Annotated in this window: 20 protein-coding genes and 1 tRNA gene; 1 reads left to right on the top strand and 20 read right to left on the bottom strand. The window is 66.2% G+C overall.

What is annotated here, in order from left to right; all coding sequences use genetic code 11:
* The first annotated feature begins 179 nt into the window (after nt 1-179).
* Nucleotides 180-779 carry a hypothetical protein gene (locus tag KY572_RS38315; RefSeq protein ID WP_224248677.1) on the top strand — a complete coding sequence of 200 codons (600 nt, stop codon included), beginning with the start codon at nt 180-182 and terminating at the stop codon, nt 777-779.
* Nucleotides 780-792: 13 nt separating this feature from the next.
* Here the strand turns inward: KY572_RS38315 and KY572_RS38310 are convergent, their stop codons facing one another.
* The 20 genes from KY572_RS38310 to KY572_RS38215 all read right to left on the bottom strand — a co-directional run.
* Nucleotides 793-1,794, bottom strand: coding sequence for a carbohydrate kinase family protein (locus KY572_RS38310; protein WP_224248676.1), 1,002 nt, complete (start codon nt 1,792-1,794; stop codon nt 793-795).
* A 21-nt stretch (nt 1,795-1,815) separates the two neighbouring features.
* Nucleotides 1,816-2,550, bottom strand: a complete 735-nt coding sequence (gene recO / locus KY572_RS38305) for a DNA repair protein RecO (RefSeq protein ID WP_224248675.1) — start codon at nt 2,548-2,550, stop codon at nt 1,816-1,818.
* A gap of 8 nt (nt 2,551-2,558) precedes the next feature.
* Nucleotides 2,559-2,945 carry a helix-turn-helix domain-containing protein gene (locus KY572_RS38300; RefSeq protein ID WP_224248674.1) on the bottom strand — a complete coding sequence of 129 codons (387 nt, stop codon included), beginning with the start codon at nt 2,943-2,945 and terminating at the stop codon, nt 2,559-2,561.
* Between the two features lie 13 nt (nt 2,946-2,958).
* Nucleotides 2,959-3,711, bottom strand: a complete 753-nt coding sequence (gene tgl, locus KY572_RS38295; protein ID WP_224248673.1) for a social motility TPR repeat lipoprotein Tgl — start codon at nt 3,709-3,711, stop codon at nt 2,959-2,961.
* Nucleotides 3,712-3,734: 23 nt separating this feature from the next.
* A complete protein-coding gene (locus KY572_RS38290) occupies nt 3,735-4,199 on the bottom strand; it encodes a social motility and stimulation tgl protein (RefSeq protein WP_224248672.1) in 465 nt (154 codons plus the stop codon).
* 23 nt (nt 4,200-4,222) lie between these two features.
* Nucleotides 4,223-4,921 (bottom strand): hypothetical protein, encoded by a 699-nt coding sequence (locus tag KY572_RS38285; RefSeq protein WP_224248671.1) that lies wholly within the window; start codon nt 4,919-4,921, stop codon nt 4,223-4,225.
* Nucleotides 4,922-5,049: 128 nt separating this feature from the next.
* Complete coding sequence (locus KY572_RS38280; protein ID WP_224248670.1) at nt 5,050-5,784, bottom strand: lytic transglycosylase domain-containing protein; 735 nt, start codon at nt 5,782-5,784, stop codon at nt 5,050-5,052.
* The gene (locus KY572_RS38275) at nt 5,781-6,128 is read right to left on the bottom strand and encodes a phasin family protein (protein WP_224248669.1); all 348 of its coding nucleotides are present in this window, start codon (nt 6,126-6,128) and stop codon (nt 5,781-5,783) included. Before KY572_RS38275 ends, KY572_RS38280 begins: the two co-directional genes overlap by 4 nt.
* A 143-nt stretch (nt 6,129-6,271) precedes the next feature.
* A complete protein-coding gene (locus tag KY572_RS38270; RefSeq protein WP_224248668.1) occupies nt 6,272-6,733 on the bottom strand; it encodes a hypothetical protein in 462 nt (153 codons plus the stop codon).
* Nucleotides 6,734-6,879: 146 nt separating this feature from the next.
* The gene (gene rpoC, locus KY572_RS38265) at nt 6,880-11,097 is read right to left on the bottom strand and encodes a DNA-directed RNA polymerase subunit beta' (protein WP_224248667.1); all 4,218 of its coding nucleotides are present in this window, start codon (nt 11,095-11,097) and stop codon (nt 6,880-6,882) included.
* Nucleotides 11,098-11,219: 122 nt separating this feature from the next.
* Nucleotides 11,220-15,443 carry a DNA-directed RNA polymerase subunit beta gene (gene rpoB / locus KY572_RS38260; RefSeq protein ID WP_224248666.1) on the bottom strand — a complete coding sequence of 1,408 codons (4,224 nt, stop codon included), beginning with the start codon at nt 15,441-15,443 and terminating at the stop codon, nt 11,220-11,222.
* 184 nt (nt 15,444-15,627) lie between these two features.
* Nucleotides 15,628-16,011 carry a 50S ribosomal protein L7/L12 gene (gene rplL / locus KY572_RS38255; RefSeq protein ID WP_224248665.1) on the bottom strand — a complete coding sequence of 128 codons (384 nt, stop codon included), beginning with the start codon at nt 16,009-16,011 and terminating at the stop codon, nt 15,628-15,630.
* Nucleotides 16,012-16,105: 94 nt separating this feature from the next.
* Nucleotides 16,106-16,627: a 50S ribosomal protein L10 gene (gene rplJ, locus KY572_RS38250; protein WP_224248664.1), complete on the bottom strand. Its 522-nt coding sequence runs from the start codon at nt 16,625-16,627 to the stop codon at nt 16,106-16,108.
* 386 nt (nt 16,628-17,013) lie between these two features.
* Complete coding sequence (gene rplA / locus KY572_RS38245; protein ID WP_224248663.1) at nt 17,014-17,727, bottom strand: 50S ribosomal protein L1; 714 nt, start codon at nt 17,725-17,727, stop codon at nt 17,014-17,016.
* A 33-nt stretch (nt 17,728-17,760) separates the two neighbouring features.
* Nucleotides 17,761-18,207: a 50S ribosomal protein L11 gene (gene rplK, locus KY572_RS38240; RefSeq protein WP_224248662.1), complete on the bottom strand. Its 447-nt coding sequence runs from the start codon at nt 18,205-18,207 to the stop codon at nt 17,761-17,763.
* A 96-nt stretch (nt 18,208-18,303) separates the two neighbouring features.
* Complete coding sequence (gene nusG / locus KY572_RS38235; protein ID WP_044186079.1) at nt 18,304-18,846, bottom strand: transcription termination/antitermination protein NusG; 543 nt, start codon at nt 18,844-18,846, stop codon at nt 18,304-18,306.
* The gene (gene secE / locus KY572_RS38230; RefSeq protein ID WP_224248661.1) at nt 18,846-19,289 is read right to left on the bottom strand and encodes a preprotein translocase subunit SecE; all 444 of its coding nucleotides are present in this window, start codon (nt 19,287-19,289) and stop codon (nt 18,846-18,848) included. The genes nusG and secE overlap by 1 nt, the downstream gene beginning before the upstream one ends.
* 78 nt (nt 19,290-19,367) lie before the next feature.
* Nucleotides 19,368-19,443 (bottom strand) — tRNA-Trp (locus tag KY572_RS38225).
* Nucleotides 19,444-19,455: 12 nt separating this feature from the next.
* Nucleotides 19,456-19,620 (bottom strand): 50S ribosomal protein L33, encoded by a 165-nt coding sequence (gene rpmG / locus KY572_RS38220; RefSeq protein ID WP_002617522.1) that lies wholly within the window; start codon nt 19,618-19,620, stop codon nt 19,456-19,458.
* A 90-nt stretch (nt 19,621-19,710) separates the two neighbouring features.
* Nucleotides 19,711-19,788 (bottom strand): EF-Tu C-terminal domain-related protein (locus KY572_RS38215; RefSeq protein WP_224248777.1); only part of this gene is annotated, 78 nt, incomplete at its 5' end.

The raw sequence follows: 19,788 nt of genomic DNA, 5'->3' as shown, positions 1-19,788 counted from the left end.
CACTGGCTCCGGTCACGCCCTCGACTGGAGAACGGCGCCTCTTGGCCGGCCGCTTGATCCTCCTGGATTAATGCCGGGACGGTGGATGACGCGATTCGTCAATTCCCTGGATCTGGGAACATGGGAAGCGAAACGCGGGGAACGCGTAACTTTCTCCCGCATTCTCCGTAAATACCTGTGTGAACTCCATCCAGCGCTGGAATCGAGGTCCGCAGTTCCAACGAGCCAGTGAGCTCGCGCAGGGCATCGACGGGGTCCGCGGGCAGCCGAGGGAGCGCCTCCCGATCGAGCCGCTGCCCCAGCTCCAGAACCGGTTCCAGGACCGGTTCGAGGAGCTGGGCCAGCGGTTCCAGGACGGGTTCGACGCGCCGAGCCGGAAGAGCCCGGAGTCGCTCGGCACGCTCGAGAGGCTGCTGACCAGCAAGGAGTTCCAGGAGCGCTTCAAGGAAGCGGTGGAGGGCACCTCTTCGCGCGCCCAGCAGGCCAAGCAGGTCGAGTCCACGTACAAGGCCTTCTGGAAGGACTCGCAGGACTTCTCGGTGAGCAAGGGTCCGTCCCTGACCGTGCCCGAGCCGCCGCGCTACGAGGCCCCCGCGGAGACCGCGTGGAAGGGCCGCGGGCTGACGGTGCCGGAGTTCCAGGCGGTCGGAGCTGGCCAGGACACGGCGCGCGTGGAGCGGGCCGCCCAGGCCAGCGCCGCGCTGCAGGAGGCCCGTCGCGTGGCGGCGGTGGCGGAGCACCCCTTCACGCTGCTCGGGAGAGCCGCGCTGCGAGGCTGAGTCCCCTGCCCTCTCAACGCGGACGCAGATCCGCGGGCATGTGCTGGGTGACTTCGGCCGCGCGAGACAGTCCGGCCACCGCCCCCAGCCGCTCGACGACGCGAGAGCCCATCACGCAGGCGAAGGTCACCAGCTCCGTGAGCGACTCACGGGTGGCCTCGCGCAGCGCTCGTGCATCCGCATATCGGCGCGTCAGCCCGTAGAGGAGGCCCGCCACGAAGCCGTCTCCGGCGCCGGTGGTGTCCACGACGCGGACGGCGGGGGCCGGCACGTGCACCACCTCGCCGCGCCAGAGGAACGCGGCGCCCTTCTCTCCCAGCGTCACCACGGGCAGCAGGATTCCCAAGCGGCTCAAGGCCTCCAGGGCCCCGCGCGGATCCGCGGTGTCGGTGACGACGGGCATCTCCTCCTCGGACAGCTTCACCACGGTGCACAGGGGCAGCATGCGCGCGAGGATGCCCTTGGGCTCGCGAGGATCGGCCCACGCGTGGAGGCGCAGGTTGGGATCACAGCTCACGATGCGCCCGGCCTCGCGCACCTGCTCCACGGCCCGCTGCATGGCGACGCGCGCCTCGGACAGGTGCAGCGAGTTGGAGCCCCAGTGCAGCACCCGTGTCCGCCCGAGGAAGTCCGGATCCACGTCCTGCTCGCCGAGGAGGAACTCCGCCGAGCGCGTCCGGAAATAGGTGAAGCTGCGCTCCCCGCGCGCATCCAGGGAGATGAAGACGAGCCCCGTGCGGGCCTCGTTCGTCTGGCGCACGTGGCTGACGTCCACGCCCTCGGCGGCCAGGTGGTCGCGCAGGAAGTGGCCGAACTCGTCCGAGCCCAGCACGGACACCAGCCCCGAGCGCGCGCCCAGCCGGGCCAGCCCCACGGAGACATTGGCGAGCGAGCCCCCGATGCCTGGGGACCAGGAAGACACCTCTCGCACCCGGCGCCCGGACTCGGCGGGGAGGAAGTCCACCAGCGTCTCGCCCATGCACACCACGTCGAGCCGCGGCGCCGCGTCGGTCATGACTCCCCTCCCAGTGCCAGGTCAGTCCAGTCCGACCTGGGCCATGAAGTCCACGCTCTTGAGGCGCCGGCCCAGGTGATGCGCGATGAAGACGTTGAGCAGGCCGCGCGCCCGGGCTCTCAGCTCGGCGGGCAGCGGCGTGCGCTGTCCCTCCTGCAGGGCGCGCAGGCCCGACAGGAGCGCCGGCGGAATGGCCACCGCGTCCCGGGCCCGTCCGCTGCACGGCTCGCACACCGCGCCGCCGTGGGACTGATCGAAGCGCGGCCGCTCGCCAGGAACTCCGCCGCACAGCGCGCAGCAGTCGAAGCGGGGCATGAGGCCCGCGTGGGCCAGGGCGGACAGCTCGAAGGCGAGCAGCGAGGTGGGGCCCGCCTCCTTGGCATCCAGCCGGGCGAGGTACTCCTCGAGCAGGGCGAACAGCTCCGGGTGGGGCTCGTGGTCGCGCGTCAGCTCCCGGCACAGCTCCACGGAGTACAGGGCGCGGGCAATCAGCGCCAGGTCCTGCCGGGCCGTGTAGTAGCCGGCCTCGATGTCGGCCGAGTCAAGCCGCACGGTGCTGCCGCGCGTCTCCACGATCTGGACGCGCAGGCGCATGAAGGGCTCCAGCGCCCCCGCGAAGCGGCGCTTGCTCTTGCGAGCCCCCGCGGCGAAGGCGGTGAGCTTTCCATGCTCGCGGGTGAGGAGCGTCACGAGCCGATCCGCCTCACCGTAGTCCATGGTGGACAGCACGAGCGCCTCGTCGACGAACCGCTCCATGGTCTCTCTCAACCCGCGAAGGGGCGTGGAAGCTTCCCGGTGGCCACCAGGAACGCGTACACGCCGAGCGCCAGGACGACGAGCATCATCGCCAGCCCCATCCACGCGCGCCGCCGCCGCTCCTTCTCGAGCGCCGCCGGGGTGGGCGCCGGAGTGGCCTTGTCCACCTCCTCGTAGCGCAGCACGGCATCCTCGGGCGCCATGCCGATGACGTGCGCGTAGGCCCGGATGTAGTTCAGCACGAAGATGCGAGCGGGCAGGCGCTCCACCTGCCCCTCCTCGAGCGCCGCCACGAGGCTCGGAGGGATCTTCGTCGCCCGGGAGATGTCATCGCGCGACATGCCCCGGAGCTCGCGCTGCTGGGAGAGGTATTTGCCGAAGTCGACGTGGTCCACGTCCGCTCCTGGCCTACAGCTGCTCCCGCAGACGGCGGCACTCTTCCTTCAGCGCGGGCTGCGTGGCCTTGCTCTCGCACGTCTCCAGGCGCTGCTTCGCGGTGTCCGACTCACCCTTCTTGGCCAGACACACGCCCTCGCGCAGGTACGCATCGGCCACGTCGGGGCACTGCTCGCGGTAGTGGCCGAACTGGGTGCAGGCCTCCTCGGTCTTCCCCGTCTGCTCGTAGATGAGGCCCATGTTCTTGAAGCCCAGGCAGAAGCTCGGGTTGAGCGTCACGGCGGCCTTGATGTTCTCCAGCGCCTTCGCCGTGTCGCCCTTCTTGTAGTAGGCCCACCCCAGGTTGCCCTGGGCGATGTACGGCGTGGGGTACAGCATGTCGTTGAGCACCTGCTCGTAGAGCTTGATGGCCTCGTCGTACTGGCCCTGATCCAGGTGGACGTTGCCCAGGTTGGTGCGAGCCTCGGAGAAGTTCGGGCGCACCTCGATGGCCTTGCGGTAGTGCTCGATGGCCTCCGCGTGCCGCCGGAAGGACAGGTGCAGCAGGATGCCCAGCGCGTTCTGCGCGTCGGCGTTGTCCGGATCCAGCTCCACGGCGCGCTGGAACTCGCTGAGCGCCTCCTGGATGTTGCCGCTCTGCTGCGCCTGCACGCCCAGGTTGTAGTGGATTTCCGAGCTCTGCCGCTCCTTCTCCGTGGGGACGTGCTTGCAAGCGGAGAGGACGAGCGCGAGCGCCAGAGGCCAGGAGAGGGAGACGCGGAGCATGGAGAAGACTCGGGGCTGGGAGTTCAGAAGGCGGCGAGGAACCGGCCCAGGGTAGCAGCGGCGCTGCGCTTCTCCTCGACCTTCTTCGCGGCGGCCGGCACCTGCTTGGGATCGCGGAAGAAGACGGGCAGCGTCCGCAGCAGTTCCTCCTGGGTCGGCTGCGGCAGCGAGCGCCAGTTCGAGTTGTCCATCATGAAGCCCATGGACTCGACGAAGGCGAGCGCCTCGCCCTCCTCGCCCAGGTACTCCTCGAAGCTCGTGTTGCGCTTGCCGGAGACATAGACGGCGCACTCGGCGGCCTCGGACAGGTACAGGTAGATGAACGTCGCGAAGCCCGTCGAGCCGCGCAGGCCCAGGATGAACGCCTGCGCCGGCCCCGCCGGCTTGCCTGGAATGAACAGGTGCGGCGAGTTGAGCGACGTGTGCAGCGCGATCACCTGTTCGCGGCTCGCGGGCAACCCGCGATATCTCTCATCGATATTGAACAAGGAACCAGCCGCCTCCTCGGGCGCTATTTTGTGGTGAGGAAGAACTCCTCGGAATCGTCCTTCGTGTCCGCGGCCGTGCGCTGGAAGCGAATGATCGGGTTGTCGATCATCACGTTGCCCCCACCCACATTGCCCTCACCAATGATGACCTTGAAGTAGTGCTGAGGCGAATAACTCTTCCTGTCTCCCACAGCCACCTTGCGAGCACTGAACAGGATGGAGTTCTTCCCCGGCTGCAGCTGGCGGGTGATCTCCGTGATGACCTGCTCCTCGTTATTCCGGAGTTTCCGGATCCACTTGGAGTTGATGTAGAGGTCGAACTCGTACTCGGCCATGCCCGGCACGGCCTGTTCCGTCACCAGCCAGTAGCGCCGGGTGAGCGTCGGAGGCCCCTCCTGGGCAGGAGCGGCGGCCGCAGGGGCTGGAGCGGGAGGCGGGGCCGCGGCCGTAGGAGGCGCGGCGGGAGGTGCGGCGGGAGCCGTGGCCACGAGAGCGGGAGCGGGAGCCGGAGCCGCAACCGTCTCCACCCGGACCGCGTAGCCGGGCGCATCGATATAGACGTCGCCCTTCTCGTCGATGCGGACGGTGGCCTTCTCGAACTTCTGGTTGGTGACCCCGTTGATGCGGACCCCGTTGAGGTACACCGAGGAAGCAAGGGCCGAGGCGGGCACCATCAGGGCCGCGAGCGCGACGAGGGCGGCGGAAAGAATCGAGCGATACATGCACGTCACTCCTGGAAATCCTCAAAGGTCCCAGGAACTTGCAATCCCCTTAGCGCACCCAGAGGGACCGGACAAGGCGCGCGTACACGAATGTGAACGCGCGTGGCGGGCGGTCATTCACGAGGAGATCAGGGATTGGGGATTTCCTCGCCCCCCGCCCGTTGAGCCAGGGCCCAGTCCCCGCCCAGCCCCTGTCCCTCTCGGAAGCGCTTGAAATCACGCCTCACCAGGCGAGGGTAGCGGCGGAAGGCCTCCAGATCGCCCTCCTTGATGGCCTTGCGGATGCGGGTGGGGCCGGCGTTGTAGGCCATGAGGGCGAAGTCCAGGTCCCCTCCGAAGCGCTCCTGCAGGTTGCGCAGGTAGCGGATACCCAGGCGGACACAGAGCGCGGGATCAGCGGCCACCTCCTCGCGGGACAGCCGCAGGCCCTCCTTCTCGGCGAGGAAGTGAAGCGTGCTGGGCTTGATCTGCATCAGCCCGCGAGCCCCCTTCATGGAGATGGCCTCCTCCTCGAAGTCGGACTCCACGTCGATGAGGGCCAGGATCAGCAGCGGATCATACCCCGACTTGCCCGCCTCCTCGGCGATGGCCTGGCCGAGCTGGCGGCGCAGGGTGAGGCCGAGATCCGGGGCCCGCTTGGCCAGCACCGCGTCGATCAGGGTGGCGTCATGCGAGGTGGGCTCGGCCACGGCCAGGGACGGCGCCACGAGCGGAGGCGCCGGCTCGCTGAGCACGGGGATGATGCGCGCGGACAGCACGAGCGCCATGCCCGCCAGCAGCGGGAGCTTGGCGCACCCGGAGCTCAGGCTGTGGAGCCGGGCGAGCCACTTGCCGCCCCGCCCCGCCGGAGGCGGGGCCGTCACTTCTGCTGCCCCAGCGAGTCGATGCGCTCGGCCAGCTTCGCCAGCCGCGCCTCGAACTCCTGTAGCTCCTCTCGCCGGGGCACCTTCAGCCGGGAGACGGCCCCACGGACGGCCTCCTCGACGGAGTGCTCCAAGCCCTTGCGGTGGCCCACGAGCCGCTCGGTGAACTCCCGGGCGTGGCGCTTCACCTCTTCCTGGCTCCAACCCGCGGTGGCCGCCACCTTCTGGAAGGTGCGGTTCACCTCTTCCTCCGCGGTGGAGACGGCCAGCAGGGCCTGACTCCAGATACGCTCGAAAGCTTCGGTCACCGTGTGCTTCTCTCGGGGGGCCTCAGGCTTGTCCATGCGGTCGATCCGGGAGTGTGCCCAGGCTGGAAAAGCCCGGGACTGTGGAAAACATGGCCTGAAGTAAGCACACCCCGGTTGCGAAGGGAACGGACGTTTCCTGCCTACCCTTCCCTTCGTTGACTGACGGAAGACTCAGTGCGTCACGAAGCGGACGGACGCGAGGAGCCCCGGGAGGCGACCTTCTTCACAGAGGGAGGAATCAGCTGGTCGAGCTTCTTGGACAGGCGGGACAGCTCCTTGTTGAGCTCCTTCACCTGCGCCTGGCTGGCCACACCTACCGCCTCGACGGCGCGCGTCTGGAAGCCATCCAGGCGCTTGCGGAGATCCGAGCTGACCTGCGTCGCCTTGCGGCCCAGCTCCTTCACCTTGGGGTTCTCGAGCAGCGTGTCCGGGTTGATCTGCCCCAGGATCTTCTCCACCTCACGCGCGGGGCCCTTGCTGCGGGCCTTCAGGGTACGGAGCACCTTGCCAGCCTCGGTCTCCAGACCCTCGAAGCGCTTCTGCGCGCCCTCAAGCTGCTGCTTCACGAACGTCTCCAGGTTCCGCGCCTTGCCGTTGGTCGCCATCGTCTTCTCTCCAGGATTGACAGTGAAGGTGTTCATCGAAGTTGACGTGCCGCGTCACGAATAACGCAACGCATCATCAGCGTCAAGCGACGAACGTTGGAGGGCAGACGAAAAAGCAACCGCCGCCCCAGCAGCATGCCAGGGCGGCGGCGGAACATCAGGGGCTCAGGCCCGGGGAGCCGCTAGGCGGCACCCGAAGTCTGGGTGCCCTCGGCGCGAGCGGCCGGGGGCTGCATGGGAGCGGAGTCTCCGTGAGTGGCGGCCAGGGCGGCCTCCATCTCGTTGACCTCGTCGGTGGGGCTCTCCACCTCGATGTCGAGGTGGCGGTAGTTCGGCAGGCCCGTACCGGCGGGGATGAGGCGGCCCATGATGACGTTCTCCTTGAGGCCGCGCAGGTAGTCCACCTTGCCGTTGATGGCGGCCTCGGTGAGCACCTTGGTGGTCTCCTGGAAGGAGGACGCCGAGATGAACGACTCGGTGGAGAGCGAGGCCTTGGTGATGCCGAGCAGCAGCGGCTCGCCCACGGCCGGGCGCTTGCCCTCGGCCATGACCTTCTCGTTCTCCTCCTCGAACACCCACTTCTCGACCTGCTCGTCGACCAGGAAGTTGGTGTCGCCCACCTCGGTGACGCGCACCCGGCGCAGCATCTGCCGGACGATCGTCTCGATGTGCTTGTCGTTGATCTTCACGCCCTGCAGTCGGTAGACCTCCTGCACCTCGTCCACCAGGTAGCGCGCGAGTTCCTTCTCGCCCAGCACCTTGAGGATGTCGTGCGGGTTGGCGGCGCCGTCCATCAGCGCCTCGCCGGCCTTCACGCGGTCGCCGGAATGGACGCTGATGTTCTTGCCCTTGGAGATCAGGTACTCCTTGGCCAGGTCGGTGCGCTGCTCGTTGTTCACCTCGGGGGTGATGATGAGCTTGCGCTTGCCCTTGGTGTCCTTGCCGAACGACACCACGCCGTCGATCTCCGCGATCGCCGCCGCGTCCTTCGGCTTGCGCGCCTCGAAGAGCTCGGCCACGCGGGGCAGACCGCCCGTGATGTCCTTGGTCTTCGTGGTCTCGCGAGGCACCTTGGCGATGACCTCGCCCGGGTGGATCTCGTCGCCGTCGTTCACGGTGATGATGGAGCCCTGCGGCAGGAAGTAGCTCGCCGGGTTCTTGGAGCTGGGCAGATCCTTCACGTTGCCCTGCGCGTCGCGGATGGTGATGCGCGGGCGGGCCTCGGGGTCCTTGGACTCGATGACGGTGCGGCGGCTCAGGCCCGTCACCTCGTCCAGGGCCTCGCTCATCGTGACGCCTTCGATGATGTCATCGTAGCGCACGACACCGCCCACCTCGGTGAGCAGCGGGATGGCGAACGGATCCCACTCGGCCAGGAGCGTGCCAGCCTCGATGCGCTGGGTCTCCTTCACGAGGATGCGGGCGCCGTAGATGACCTGGTAGCGCTCGCGCTCGCGGCCGCTGTCGTCGACGACGACGAGCTCGCCGTTGCGGTTCATGGCCACCAGGGTGCCGTCGTTCTTCTGCACCGTGATGAGGCCGGAGAACTTCACCGTACCGGCGTACCGGTTCTCGAGGCTGGACTGCTCCGCGCGCCGGGTCGCCGCGCCACCGATGTGGAAGGTGCGCATCGTGAGCTGGGTACCCGGCTCGCCGATGGACTGCGCCGCGATGACGCCCACGGCCTCGCCGATGGACACCTTGCGGCCACGGGCCAGATCACGGCCGTAGCACTCCACGCAGATGCCGCGCTTGGCCTGGCAGGTGAGCACCGAGCGGATCTTCACGCGGTCGAGGCCGCTGTTCTCGATGCGGCGGACGCGATCCTCGTCGATCTCCTCGTTGGCGCGGACCAGCGCCTCGCCGGTGACGGGATCGAGGATGTCGTCCAGGGCCACGCGGCCCAGGATGCGCTCGCCGAGCGGCTCGATGATCTCGCCGCCCTCCACCAGGGCGCCGATGAAGAGGCCGTCCATGGTGCCGCAGTCGTACTCGTTGATGATGGCGTCCTGCGCCACGTCCACGAGACGGCGGGTGAGGTAGCCGGAGTTGGCCGTCTTGAGCGCCGTGTCCGCCAGACCCTTACGAGCGCCGTGCGTCGAGATGAAGTACTGGAGCACGGAGAGGCCTTCACGGAAGTTGGCCGTGATGGGCGTCTCGATGATCTCGCCGGAGGGCTTGGCCATGAGGCCACGCATACCGGCCAGCTGACGGATCTGCTGGGCGGAGCCGCGGGCGCCGGAGTCGGCCATGATGTAGATGGGGTTGAACGACGGCTGCTTGCGCGTCTCGCGCTTGCCGTCCTTGCCCTCTCCCGTGGCCTCTTCCTGGGAGATCTGCTGCATCATCTCGGCGGCCACCTTCTCGGTGATCTCCGCCCAGATATCGATGACCTTGTTGTAGCGCTCACCGTCGGTGATGAGGCCCTCGAGGTACTGGTTCTCGATCTCCGCCACTTCCTTGCGCGCGAAGTCCAGGAACTCCTGCTTCTTGGCAGGGATGACCATGTCCTTGAGCGCGATGGAGATGCCGGCCCTGGTCGCGTTGGTGTAGCCGAGGCTGCGCACGCGGTCGGCCAGGAGCACCGTCTCCTTCTCACCGGTGAGGCGGTAGCACTGGTCGATGAGCGAGCCGAGCGCCTTCTTGTCGAGCACCTTGTTGATGGCGTCGAAGCCGACCTTGCGCGGGACGATGTCCCACAGCAGGACGCGGCCCACCGTGGTCTCCTTGCGCTTGCCGTTGATGCGGCAGACGATCTTCGCCTGCAGGTGGACCTCGCCGTGGTCGTACGCGGCGCGGACCTCCTCGGGCGAGGAGAACACGCGGCCCTCGCCGTTGGCGAACTCGCGGGCGCGCGTCATGTAGTAGATGCCGAGCACCATGTCCTGCGTCGGGACGATGATGGGCTTGCCGTGCGCGGGGCTGAGGATGTTGTTGGTGGACATCATCAGCACGCGGGCCTCCATCTGAGCCTCGATGGAGAGCGGCACGTGGACGGCCATCTGGTCACCGTCGAAGTCCGCGTTGAACGCGGCGCACACCAGCGGGTGCAGCTGGATGGCCTTGCCCTCGATGAGGACGGGCTCGAAGGCCTGCATGCCCAGACGGTGCAGCGTGGGGGCGCGGTTGAGGAGCACCGGGTGCTCGCGGATCACGTCCTCGAGGATGTCCCACACCTCGGGGCGCTCCTTCTCCACCATCTTCTTGGCGCTCTTGATGGTGGTGACGTACCCCTTCTCCTCGAGCTTGTTGTAGATGAACGGCTTGAACAGCTCGAGCGCCATGATCTTGGGCAGGCCGCACTGGTGGAGCTTGAGCTCCGGGCCGACCACGATGACGGAGCGGCCGGAGTAGTCCACGCGCTTGCCGAGCAGGTTCTGGCGGAACCGGCCCTGCTTGCCCTTGAGCATGTCGGACAGGGACTTCAGCGGCCGCTTGTTGGGGCCGGTGATCGTCTTGCCGCGGCGGCCGTTGTCGAACAGCGCGTCGACGGCCTCCTGGAGCATGCGCTTCTCGTTACGGATGATGATGTCCGGCGCGTTCAGCTCCTGCAGCCGCTTGAGGCGGTTGTTGCGGTTGATGACGCGGCGGTACAGGTCGTTCAGGTCGGACGTGGCGAAGCGGCCACCGTCGAGGGGAACCAGCGGGCGCAGATCCGGCGGGATGACCGGGATCACGTCCAGCATCATCCACTCGGGCTTGTTGCCGGAGGCGCGGAAGGCCTCGGCGACCTTGAGGCGCTTGGCGTACTTCTTCCGCTTGGCCTCGCTGTTGGTCTCCCGCATGTCCTTGCGGAGGTCCTCGGAGAGCTTGTCCACGTCGATGGACTTGAGCAGCTCGCGGACGGCCTCGCCGCCCATGCCGGCGGTGAACGAGTCCTCACCGTGCTCCTGGAAGAGCCGGTGCATCTTCTCCTCGCTGACGAGCTCGCCCTTGGTCAGCGGCGTCGCCTTCGGATCGAGGACGATGTAGCTCTCGCAGTAGAGGACCTTCTCCAGCTCCTTCAGGGTGATGTCGAGCAGGTTGCCGATGCGGCTCGGCAGCGACTTGAGGAACCAGATGTGGGCCACGGGCGTGGCCAGGGTGATGTGGCCCAGGCGCTCACGGCGCACCTTGGACTGGATCACCTCCACGCCGCACTTCTCGCACACCACGCCACGGTGCTTCATGCGCTTGTACTTGCCGCAGTTGCACTCGTAGTCCTTCACCGGCCCGAAGATGCGGGCGCAGAACAGGCCGTCCCGCTCCGGCTTGAAGGTACGGTAGTTGATGGTCTCCGGCTTCTTCACCTCACCGTGAGACCACTGCCGGATCTTGTCCGGCGACGCCAACGCGATACGAATGGCGTTGAACGAAAGCGGGTCCTTCGGCTTCTCGAAGAAGTTGAAAATGTCCTTCACGTTGCCTCCGAAAATCTCTTTTTGAGAGCGCCTGAGGCGCCCTTGCGTTGCGGGCCCGTGCCGCCACTCAACCTGGACGCCCGCCCTCCATGGGAGCGGGCATCCAGTGGGGCGGCCCTCCGTTACGCCTCGGTGCCGGTCTTCCGGTCCTCGCCGTCACCACCACCGAAGTCCCCGCCGAACGAGCGCTGCCGCTCGGGGGGCGCGCTCTCGAGCAGCTCCACGTCCAGGGCCAGCGACTGGAGCTCCTTGAGGAGCACGTTGAACGACTCGGGCAGACCGGACTCCAGCACGTTGTCGCCCTTGACGATGGCCTCGTACATGCGCGTGCGGCCCACCACGTCGTCCGACTTGACGGTGAGGAACTCCTGCAGCGTGTACGCGGCGCCGTAGGCCTCCATCGCCCAGACTTCCATCTCTCCCAGACGCTGGCCGCCGAACTGGGCCTTGCCGCCCAGGGGCTGCTGCGTGACGAGCGAGTAGGGCCCGATGGACCGCGCGTGGATCTTCTCGTCCACCAGGTGGTGCAGCTTGAGCATGTACATGACGCCCACGGTGACGTTCTGGTCGAACGGCTCACCGGTGCGGCCGTCGAAGAGCACCATCTGGCCGGTGCGAGGCAGGCGCGCCTCGTCGAACAGGGAGTGGATCTCCGACTCGCGCGCGCCGTCGAACACCGGCGTGGCGACGTGGATGCCCTTCTTCAGGCGCTGGCAGAGGAGCTTCACCTCGTCGTCGGGCAGCGTGTCCACGAAGTCGCCGAAGGCCTTGTCGTCGTAGACGACCTTCAGCTGCTTCTTGAGCTGCTCGCCGGAGTAGTTCTCCTCGATGTAGCGCTGGAGCTGCTCGCCCACGCCCTTGGCCGCCCAGCCCAGGTGCGTCTCGAGGATCTGCCCGATGTTCATGCGGCTGGGCACGCCCAGCGGGTTGAGCACGATGTCCACCGGACGGCCGTCGTCCAGGTACGGCATGTCCTCCTCGGGGTGGATGCGGGACACCACACCCTTGTTCCCGTGGCGGCCGGCCATCTTGTCGCCCACGGCCAGCTTGCGCTTGATGGCGACGTACACCTTCACCATCTTGATGACGCCCGGCGGGAGCTCATCGCCCTTCTTGATGCGAGCGATCTTCTCGCCGAAGGCCAGCTTCACGGCCTCCTTGGTCTCCTCGAGGTTCTTGAGGATGTCGCGGATGCGGCCATCGAGCGGGTCACCGACGGAGATCTCCGCCCAGTACTTGTACGGCACCGTGGCGAGGAGCTCGTCGTTGAGGATGTCCCCCTTCTTCAGGAGGATCTTGCCCTTGTCGTCCACGAGCTTGCCCTGGGCCTCCTTGCCGCGGAGCAGCGCGCGGATGCGGTTGAAGGCGCTGTCCTGGAGGACCTTGATCTCGTCGTTCTGGTCCTTGAGGAGCTTGGCCTCCTCGGCCGACTCGATCTGCTTGGCGCGCTCGTCCTTCTCCACGCCCTTGCGGCTGAACACCTTGGCGTTGATGACGGTGCCGACCACGCCGGGGGGCACGCGCAGCGAGCTGTCACGCACGTCGCCGGCCTTCTCACCGAAGATGGCGCGCAGCAGCTTCTCTTCCGGAGACAGCTGCGTCTCGCCCTTCGGAGTGATCTTGCCGACCAGCACGTCGCCGGGCTTCACCTCGGCGCCGATGCGGATGATGCCGCTCTCGTCCAGGTCCTTGAGGGCCTCCTCACCCACGTTCGGGATGTCGCGGGTGATCTCCTCCTTGCCCAGCTTGGTGTCGCGCGCGATGCACTCGAACTCCTCGATGTGGATCGACGTGAAGACGTCGTCCTTGAGGATGCGCTCGCTGATGAGGATGGAGTCCTCGAAGTTGTAGCCCTGCCACGGCATGAACGCGACGACCACGTTCTGGCCGAGCGCCAGCTCACCGGTCTCCGTCGCCGGGCCGTCCGCGATCACGTCACCCTTCTTCACCCGGTCGCCCTTGCGGACGATGGGCTTCTGGTTGAGGCACGTGTTCTGGTTGGAGCGCTGGTACTTGAGCAGGTTGTAGATGTCGACCTCGGACGACACGTCGTTGAGGGCCGCGTTGCTGTCGGCCTTGACGACGATGCGGCTGGCGTCCACGGACTCGACGATGCCGTCGCGGCGAGCCACGCAGGTGACGCCGGAGTCGCGGGCCACGATGGCCTCGATGCCGGTGCCCACGAGCGGAGCGGCGGTGCGCAGCAGCGGCACGGCCTGGCGCTGCATGTTCGAGCCCATGAGGGCGCGGTTTGCGTCGTCGTTCTCGAGGAACGGGATGAGCGAGGCCGCCACCGACACGAGCTGGTTGGGCGACACGTCCATCAGGTCCACGTCCTCGGCCTTCGGCTGGATGAAGTCACCAGCGCGACGGGAGGACACGGTCGGGTTGACGAACTTGCCCTTCTTGTCCATCTCCGCGTTGGCCTGGGCGATGGTGTGCTTCTCCTCCTCGAGCGCGGAGTAGAAGGCCACCTCACCGGTGACGGAGCCACCCTCGACCTTGCGGTACGGCGTCTCGACGAAGCCGAACTCGTTGACGCGGGCGTAGGTGGACAGCGACGCGATGAGGCCGATGTTCGGACCTTCCGGCGTCTCGATGGGGCAGATGCGGCCGTAGTGCGTCGGGTGCACGTCGCGCACCTCGAAGCCCGCGCGCTCGCGGGTGAGGCCGCCGGGCCCGAGGGCGGACAGGCGCCGCTTGTGCGTCACCTCGGACAGCGGGTTCGTCTGGTCCATGAACTGGGACAGCTGGCTGGACCCGAAGAACTCCTTGATCACCGCCGTGACGGGCTTGGCGTTGATCAAGTCATGGGGCATGAGCGTCTCGATCTCCTGGAGGCTCATGCGCTCCTTGATCGCGCGCTCCATGCGGACCAGACCGATGCGGTACTGGTTCTCGAGCAGCTCGCCCACCGCGCGCACGCGCCGGTTGCCCAGGTGATCGATGTCGTCGATCGCGCCCTTCCCGTTCTTGAGGTCCACCAGGTAGCGGATGACCTCGAGGATGTCGCGCTTGGTGAGGATCTGACCGTCGAGCGGCTCCTCGAGGCCGAACTTGAAGTTCAGCTTGAGGCGGCCGACCTTGGACAGGTCGTAGCGCTCGGGGTTGAAGAACAGGTTGCTGAAGAGGTTGGTGGCCGTCTCGGGCGTCGGAGGATCGCCCGGGCGCAGGCGGCGGTAGATCTCCATGATCGCCTGCTCGGGGGTCTCGATCTTGTCCATCATCAGCGTCTCACGCAGGTACGGACCCACGTTGAGGTTGTCGATGAACAGGACCTTGAACTCCTTGATGCCGGCCTTGAGGAGATCCTCCACCTTCTCCTGGCTGACCTCCTCGTTGCACTCGAGGACGACCACGCCGGTGTTCTCGTCCACCACGTCGTAGGCGGACACCTTGGTGAAGAGCTCGTCCGCGTCGATGGGCAGCGTCTTCATCTTCGCCGCCTCGAGCTTCTTGATGGCGGCGCGGGTGAACTTGCGGTTCTTCTTGACGATGAGGTCGCCCGTCTTGGTCTTGATGTCGCGGGTGGCGCGCTGACCGGGCAGCAGCTCGAGCTCCACGGACTTCTCGAACTCGGTGCCGCTGTGCAGGTAGATCGTCTCGGTGGCGTAGTAGTAGTTCAGGATCTCCTCGGTGGAGCCCTTGAACTCGAGCGGGTTCTTCTTGGCGGTGTCCGCCACCGCGCCCAGCGCGCGGATGAGCACCGTGGCCGGCAGCTTGCGGCGCCGGTCGATGCGCACGTACAGCAGGTCCTTGTGGTCGAACTCGAAGTCGATCCACGAGCCGCGGTACGGGATGATGCGGGCGTTGTAGAGCAGCTTGCCAGACGAGTGGCTCTTGCCCTTGTCGTGGTCGAAGAAGGCGCCCGGGCTGCGGTGCAGCTGGCTGACCACCACGCGCTCGGTACCGTTGATGATGAAGGTACCGTTCTGGGTCATCAGCGGGATTTCGCCGAAGTAGACCTCCTGCTCCTTCACGTCGCGAATCGACTGGGCACCGGTCTCCTCGTCCTTGTCCCAGACAACCAGGCGGACGACGACCTTGATGGGCGCGGAGTACGTCATGCCGCGCTGGTGGCACTCATCAACGTCGTACTTGGGCTTCTCCAGGTGGTAGCTGACGAACTCCAGCGAAGACGTCTCGTTGAAGTCACGGATCGGAAACACCGACTTGAAGACACCCTGAAGTCCGATGTCCTCGCGCTTCTCCGGGGCGATATCGGCCTGGAGGAACTTTTCGTAGGACTGCTTCTGGATGTTGATGAGATTGGGAATGTCGATGATCTTCGCGATCTTCGCGAAGGTCTTCCGCACGCGGAAGTTGTTCTGGATCTGCGTCGGCATTCGTTCTCCGGGGACGGGCACTGCTCGGGCGGGCAAACTTCAGTAACGCGCGGTGGCGTCGGGAAATTTGGAATCTTCAAATGGGCAAAGCCGGCACCCCCTCCAGGGGAGCGCCGGCCTGCTCATCCGGTCAGGTAGGCGCCTGGAAACTTCCCAAACCAGGCGCCCCCTGTCCTGAGGGGAACTACTTCACTTCGACGGTGGCGCCAGCCGCGGTGAGCTGGTCCTTGATCTTCTTGGCGTCGTCCTTGTTGACGCCCTCCTTGACCGTCTTGGGCGCGCCCTCGACCAGGTCCTTGGCCTCCTTCAGGCCCAGGCCGGTGATCGCGCGGATCTCCTTGATGACGTTGATCTTGTTCGCGCCGGCGTTGGCCAGAACGACCGTGAACTCCGTCTTCTCCTCGGCGGGAGCCGCGGTGGTAGCACCACCACCACCGGGGCCAGGGGCCACGGCGACGGCGGCGGCGGAGACGCCCCACTTCTTCTCGAGCTCCTTCACCAGGTTCGCCGCCTCCATGACGGTGAGCTGGGAGAGCTGGTCAATCAGCGCGTTGATGTCTGCAGCCATTGTGGATTCTTCCTTCTGATTTCATCTAACCGGCCAGGGGCCCCGAGGGGACGAAAGGCCGGAGGGTTGGTAGTGGAAATGCTTCTCGATACGGTTACTTGGCCTCGCCCTTGTCGGCGTTGGCCTGGAGGACTCGCGCCAGCTGCTGCCCGGGGGCCGCCAGCATCCGGACCAGGTTGCCCGCCGGCTGGGTCAGCATCCCCAGCAGCTGACCACGCAGCTCCGGCAGACCCGGCATCTTCGCCAGGGCCTTCACGCCCTCGACGTCGACCTTGCGGCCCTGGACGACGGCGCTCCGGATCTTGATCGTCTCCAAGTCCTTGATGAACTCGGTGAGGATCTTCGCGGGAGCAGCCACGTCCTCGTAGCTGATGGCCAGAGCCACCGGCCCGGTGAAGTCGTCGGAGATGACCTCCAGCGACGTACCCTTGGCCGCGCGCCTTGCAAGCGTGTTCTTGATGACCTTGTACTCGACCTGGCCCTCGCGGAACTTCTTACGGAGCTTGGTCACGGTCTCCACGTTCAGCTTGGAAAACTCGGCGACGATCGCAGTCTGAGCTCGCTGGAACTTCTCGCTGAGCTCCTTGATCATTTCTTCCTTCTCGCTCTTCTGCACCTTGACTCACCTCCTCACTGTGCCCACCTGTTCGGTGGGCTTGATGCCTGGGCCAAAGCGGCAGAGCGAGAGGAGCCTTCGAGAGGCACCACACCGCACCTCCAAGTCTCGGCAGGGCTGACCTCGCGGTCGTTTGAACCGAGAGAGAGAGCCACCCCACCCGACCGGTCGCCCGGTTCCCAACGGGTGGTGCGCCATCTCCTCGGTCCCTGCTGTCTGGGACCAGGGTTGGAAGCCCCGTCTAACGACGTGGCGTCCGAATTGCAAAAGCCGGGGGCCTATATCCCCGGCTTCTGCAAAGATCCAGTCTTTTCTGACGAAAAAATGTCCGACGCCAGACAGACGGCCTGGAGAGGCCGCCTGCCTGGAAGCCGAGAGAGCGCCGGCTAGCGGTGCCGGGCGAGGATCTCGGTGGTGTCGAGCTTGATGCCGGGCCCCATGGTGGTGGAGACGGCGATGCCCTTCAGGTAGACGCCCTTGGCGGTGGCCGGCTTGAGCTTCATGACCAGGTCCACCAGGGTGTTGAAGTTGGCCTCCAGCTTCTCGGCGGGGAAGGAGGACTTGCCCATCTTCACGTGGACGATGCCGGCCTTCTCGGCGCGGAACTCCACCTTACCGCCCTTGGCGTCGGAGACGGCCTTCTTCACGTCCATGGTGACGGTGCCGACCTTGGGGTTGGGCATGAGGCCGCGGGGACCGAGCACCTTACCGAGCCGGCCGACCACGCCCATCATGTCCGGGGTGGCGATGACGGTGTCGAAGTCGAGGAAGCCGCCCTCGATGCGCTTGGCGAGATCATCGCCGCCCACCACGTCCGCGCCGGCGCCCTCGGCCTCGGTGGCCTTCTCGCCCTTGGCGAACACGGCGACGCGCACGGTGGCGCCCGTTCCGTGCGGGAGCACCACGGCGCCACGGACCATCTGGTCCGCGTGCTTGGGGTCCACACCCAGGTTGATGGCGACGTCCACCGTCTGGTCGAACTTGGTGGCGCGGGCGTCGACGGTCTTCTTGAGGAGCTGGAAGCCCTCGGCAATGGCGTAGCGCTTGTTGCGGTCCACGAGAGCGGAGGCCGCAGCGAACTTCTTGGCAATCTTCGGCATGGCAGAAATCCTTTTAGAAGAGAGTGCGGAGGGCTAGCCGACGACGTCGATGCCCATGGAGCGCGCGGTGCCGGCGATGGTGTTCATCGCCGCCTCGAGCGACGCCGCGGTGGTGTCCTGAATCTTCTTCTTGGCGATCTCCTCGAGCTGCTTGCGGGTGATCTGCCCCACCTTCTCCTTGCCCGGCTTCTTGGCGCCCGAGCCCTTCTTCTTCTCGGTGTGCAGCCCGGCGGCCTTCTTGATGAGGATGGCGGCCGGCGGCGTCTTGAGGATGAAGGTGAAGGAGCGATCCTGGTACACGGTGATGATCACCGGGATGATCAGGCCCTCCTTGGCCTCCGCCTGGGTCTTGGCATTGAACTGCTTGCAGAACTCCATGATGTTCACGCCCTGCTGACCGAGCGCGGGGCCGATCGGCGGAGCGGGGTTCGCCTTGCCGGCGGGAATCTGCAGCTTGACCTGTCCTGTGACCTTCTTCATGGGCTGACTGCTGCCTTTCGAGACGGTGGTCCGAGCGGGCCTTTTGACGAAGGCCCTCCCACCTGGGGTTCCGCGACGTGGAGCCGCGGAAGGGGTTTAGCCGGTGGTCTTCTCCACCTGCATGAAATCGAGCTCGACGGGAGTGGCGCGGCCGAAGATGCTCACGAGCACCTTCACGCGGCCCTTCTCCGGGTTGACCTCTTCCACCGTGCCGTTGAAGTTGGCGAACGGCCCGTCGATGACGCGGACGGTGTCACCATCCTCGAACTGCACCTTGGGCTTCGGCTTGAGGGTGCCCTCGGAGATCTGCGAGGTGAGACGCGCCACCTCGGCGTCCGAGATGGGAGTCGGCTGCTGGTTCTGCGCGGCGCCCGGGAACCCGGTGATCTTGGGCGTGTTCTTCACCAGGTGCCAGGTGCGGTCATTGAGCTCCATCTGGACGAAGATGTAGCCCGGGAAGAACTTGCGCTTGGACGTCTTCTTCTCGCCCTTCACCATCTCGACGACCTGCTCCATCGGGATGAGGATCTCCCCGAACTGGTCCTGCAGGCCCTCGAGGCGGATCTTCTCCTCCAGGCTCTTCTTCGCCTGGTTCTCGAAGTTCGAGTAGGTGTGGACGACGTACCATTTCATCGCCATTACAGCTTCCCCCACACGGCCGGCAGCCACTCGACCATCAACTTGTAGGCGATGCTGTCGATGCAGAAGAGGATGACGGCGGCCACCACCGAGGCAACGATCACCGCCACGGTCGAAGTCCGGGTCTCCGGCCAGGAGGGCCAGGTCACCTTCATCAGCTCGCTGGCGATGTCGATGGAGACCGCATGGGCCTTCGGGTTGAACCAGACGAAGGCGGCCAGCCCCACGGCCAGCAGGTAGCCCACCAGCGAGGAGACCTGCCAATCGACACCTTCGACGAGGCTCGGGTCGCCCCAACCGAAGCGAGCCCAGAGCAGGCCGAGGACGTGCTCTAAGAAGAGGGCGGTGACGATACCTGCCAGCAGCAGGAAGATGACTACCAGCCGCTTGGGGTCCATCGCCGAGCGGTTCGCCTGCTGGCTGGCCTCAGATGCGGTTGCCATGATGCCTCACGAGGTACTGCGGAAAAGGCAGGGACCCCCGGTACCACTCGGCACCGGGGGCCCCGCTCTCGAATGAACTGGCAGGCCAGGAGGGATTCGAACCCCCAACACGCGGTTTTGGAGACCGCTGCTCTACCGTTGGAGCTACTGGCCTAAAACCCTGCGACTAGACCTTACCTTCCTTGTGGTCCGTGTGCTTGCGGCACCGAGGGCAGAACTTGCTCAGCTCGAGCTTGTCCTGGCTCTTCCGCTTGTTCTTCGTCGTCGTGTAGTTCCGCTCCTTGCACGTGGTGCACTCGAGCGAGATGATGCTGCGGTTACCCTTCGGCATGACCTGGACTCTTCATACGGCAAGAGGGGAAGGTCGTCCAACGACCCTCCCCCCGGCACCGAAGTGCCTGTGTGGAACCTGAAAGCCTGACTACTCGATGACCTCGGCCACGACGCCAGAACCCACCGTGCGACCGCCCTCACGGACGGCGAAGCGCAGCTGGTTCTC

This window comes from Hyalangium gracile (assembly GCF_020103725.1).
In the GTDB taxonomy this organism is placed as follows: domain Bacteria; phylum Myxococcota; class Myxococcia; order Myxococcales; family Myxococcaceae; genus Hyalangium; species Hyalangium gracile.
Note: the sequence above shows the minus strand (reverse complement) of the source record. Positions and strands in the feature narration are given on the sequence as shown.

Coding starts and splice junctions, on each gene's coding strand:
- rplK (WP_224248662.1), bottom strand. CDS start 18,207: ATGAAGAAGGTCACAGGACAGGTCAAGCTGCAGATTCCCGCCGGCAAG.
- rplL (WP_224248665.1), bottom strand. CDS start 16,011: ATGGCTGCAGACATCAACGCGCTGATTGACCAGCTCTCCCAGCTCACC.
- recO (WP_224248675.1), bottom strand. CDS start 2,550: ATGGAGCGGTTCGTCGACGAGGCGCTCGTGCTGTCCACCATGGACTAC.
- secE (WP_224248661.1), bottom strand. CDS start 19,289: ATGGCAACCGCATCTGAGGCCAGCCAGCAGGCGAACCGCTCGGCGATG.
- KY572_RS38270 (WP_224248668.1), bottom strand. CDS start 6,733: ATGAACACCTTCACTGTCAATCCTGGAGAGAAGACGATGGCGACCAAC.
- KY572_RS38310 (WP_224248676.1), bottom strand. CDS start 1,794: ATGACCGACGCGGCGCCGCGGCTCGACGTGGTGTGCATGGGCGAGACG.
- nusG (WP_044186079.1), bottom strand. CDS start 18,846: ATGGCGATGAAATGGTACGTCGTCCACACCTACTCGAACTTCGAGAAC.
- rpoB (WP_224248666.1), bottom strand. CDS start 15,443: ATGCCGACGCAGATCCAGAACAACTTCCGCGTGCGGAAGACCTTCGCG.
- KY572_RS38285 (WP_224248671.1), bottom strand. CDS start 4,921: ATGTATCGCTCGATTCTTTCCGCCGCCCTCGTCGCGCTCGCGGCCCTG.
- rpmG (WP_002617522.1), bottom strand. CDS start 19,620: ATGCCGAAGGGTAACCGCAGCATCATCTCGCTCGAGTGCACCACGTGC.
- KY572_RS38275 (WP_224248669.1), bottom strand. CDS start 6,128: ATGGACAAGCCTGAGGCCCCCCGAGAGAAGCACACGGTGACCGAAGCT.
- rplA (WP_224248663.1), bottom strand. CDS start 17,727: ATGCCGAAGATTGCCAAGAAGTTCGCTGCGGCCTCCGCTCTCGTGGAC.
- tgl (WP_224248673.1), bottom strand. CDS start 3,711: ATGCTCCGCGTCTCCCTCTCCTGGCCTCTGGCGCTCGCGCTCGTCCTC.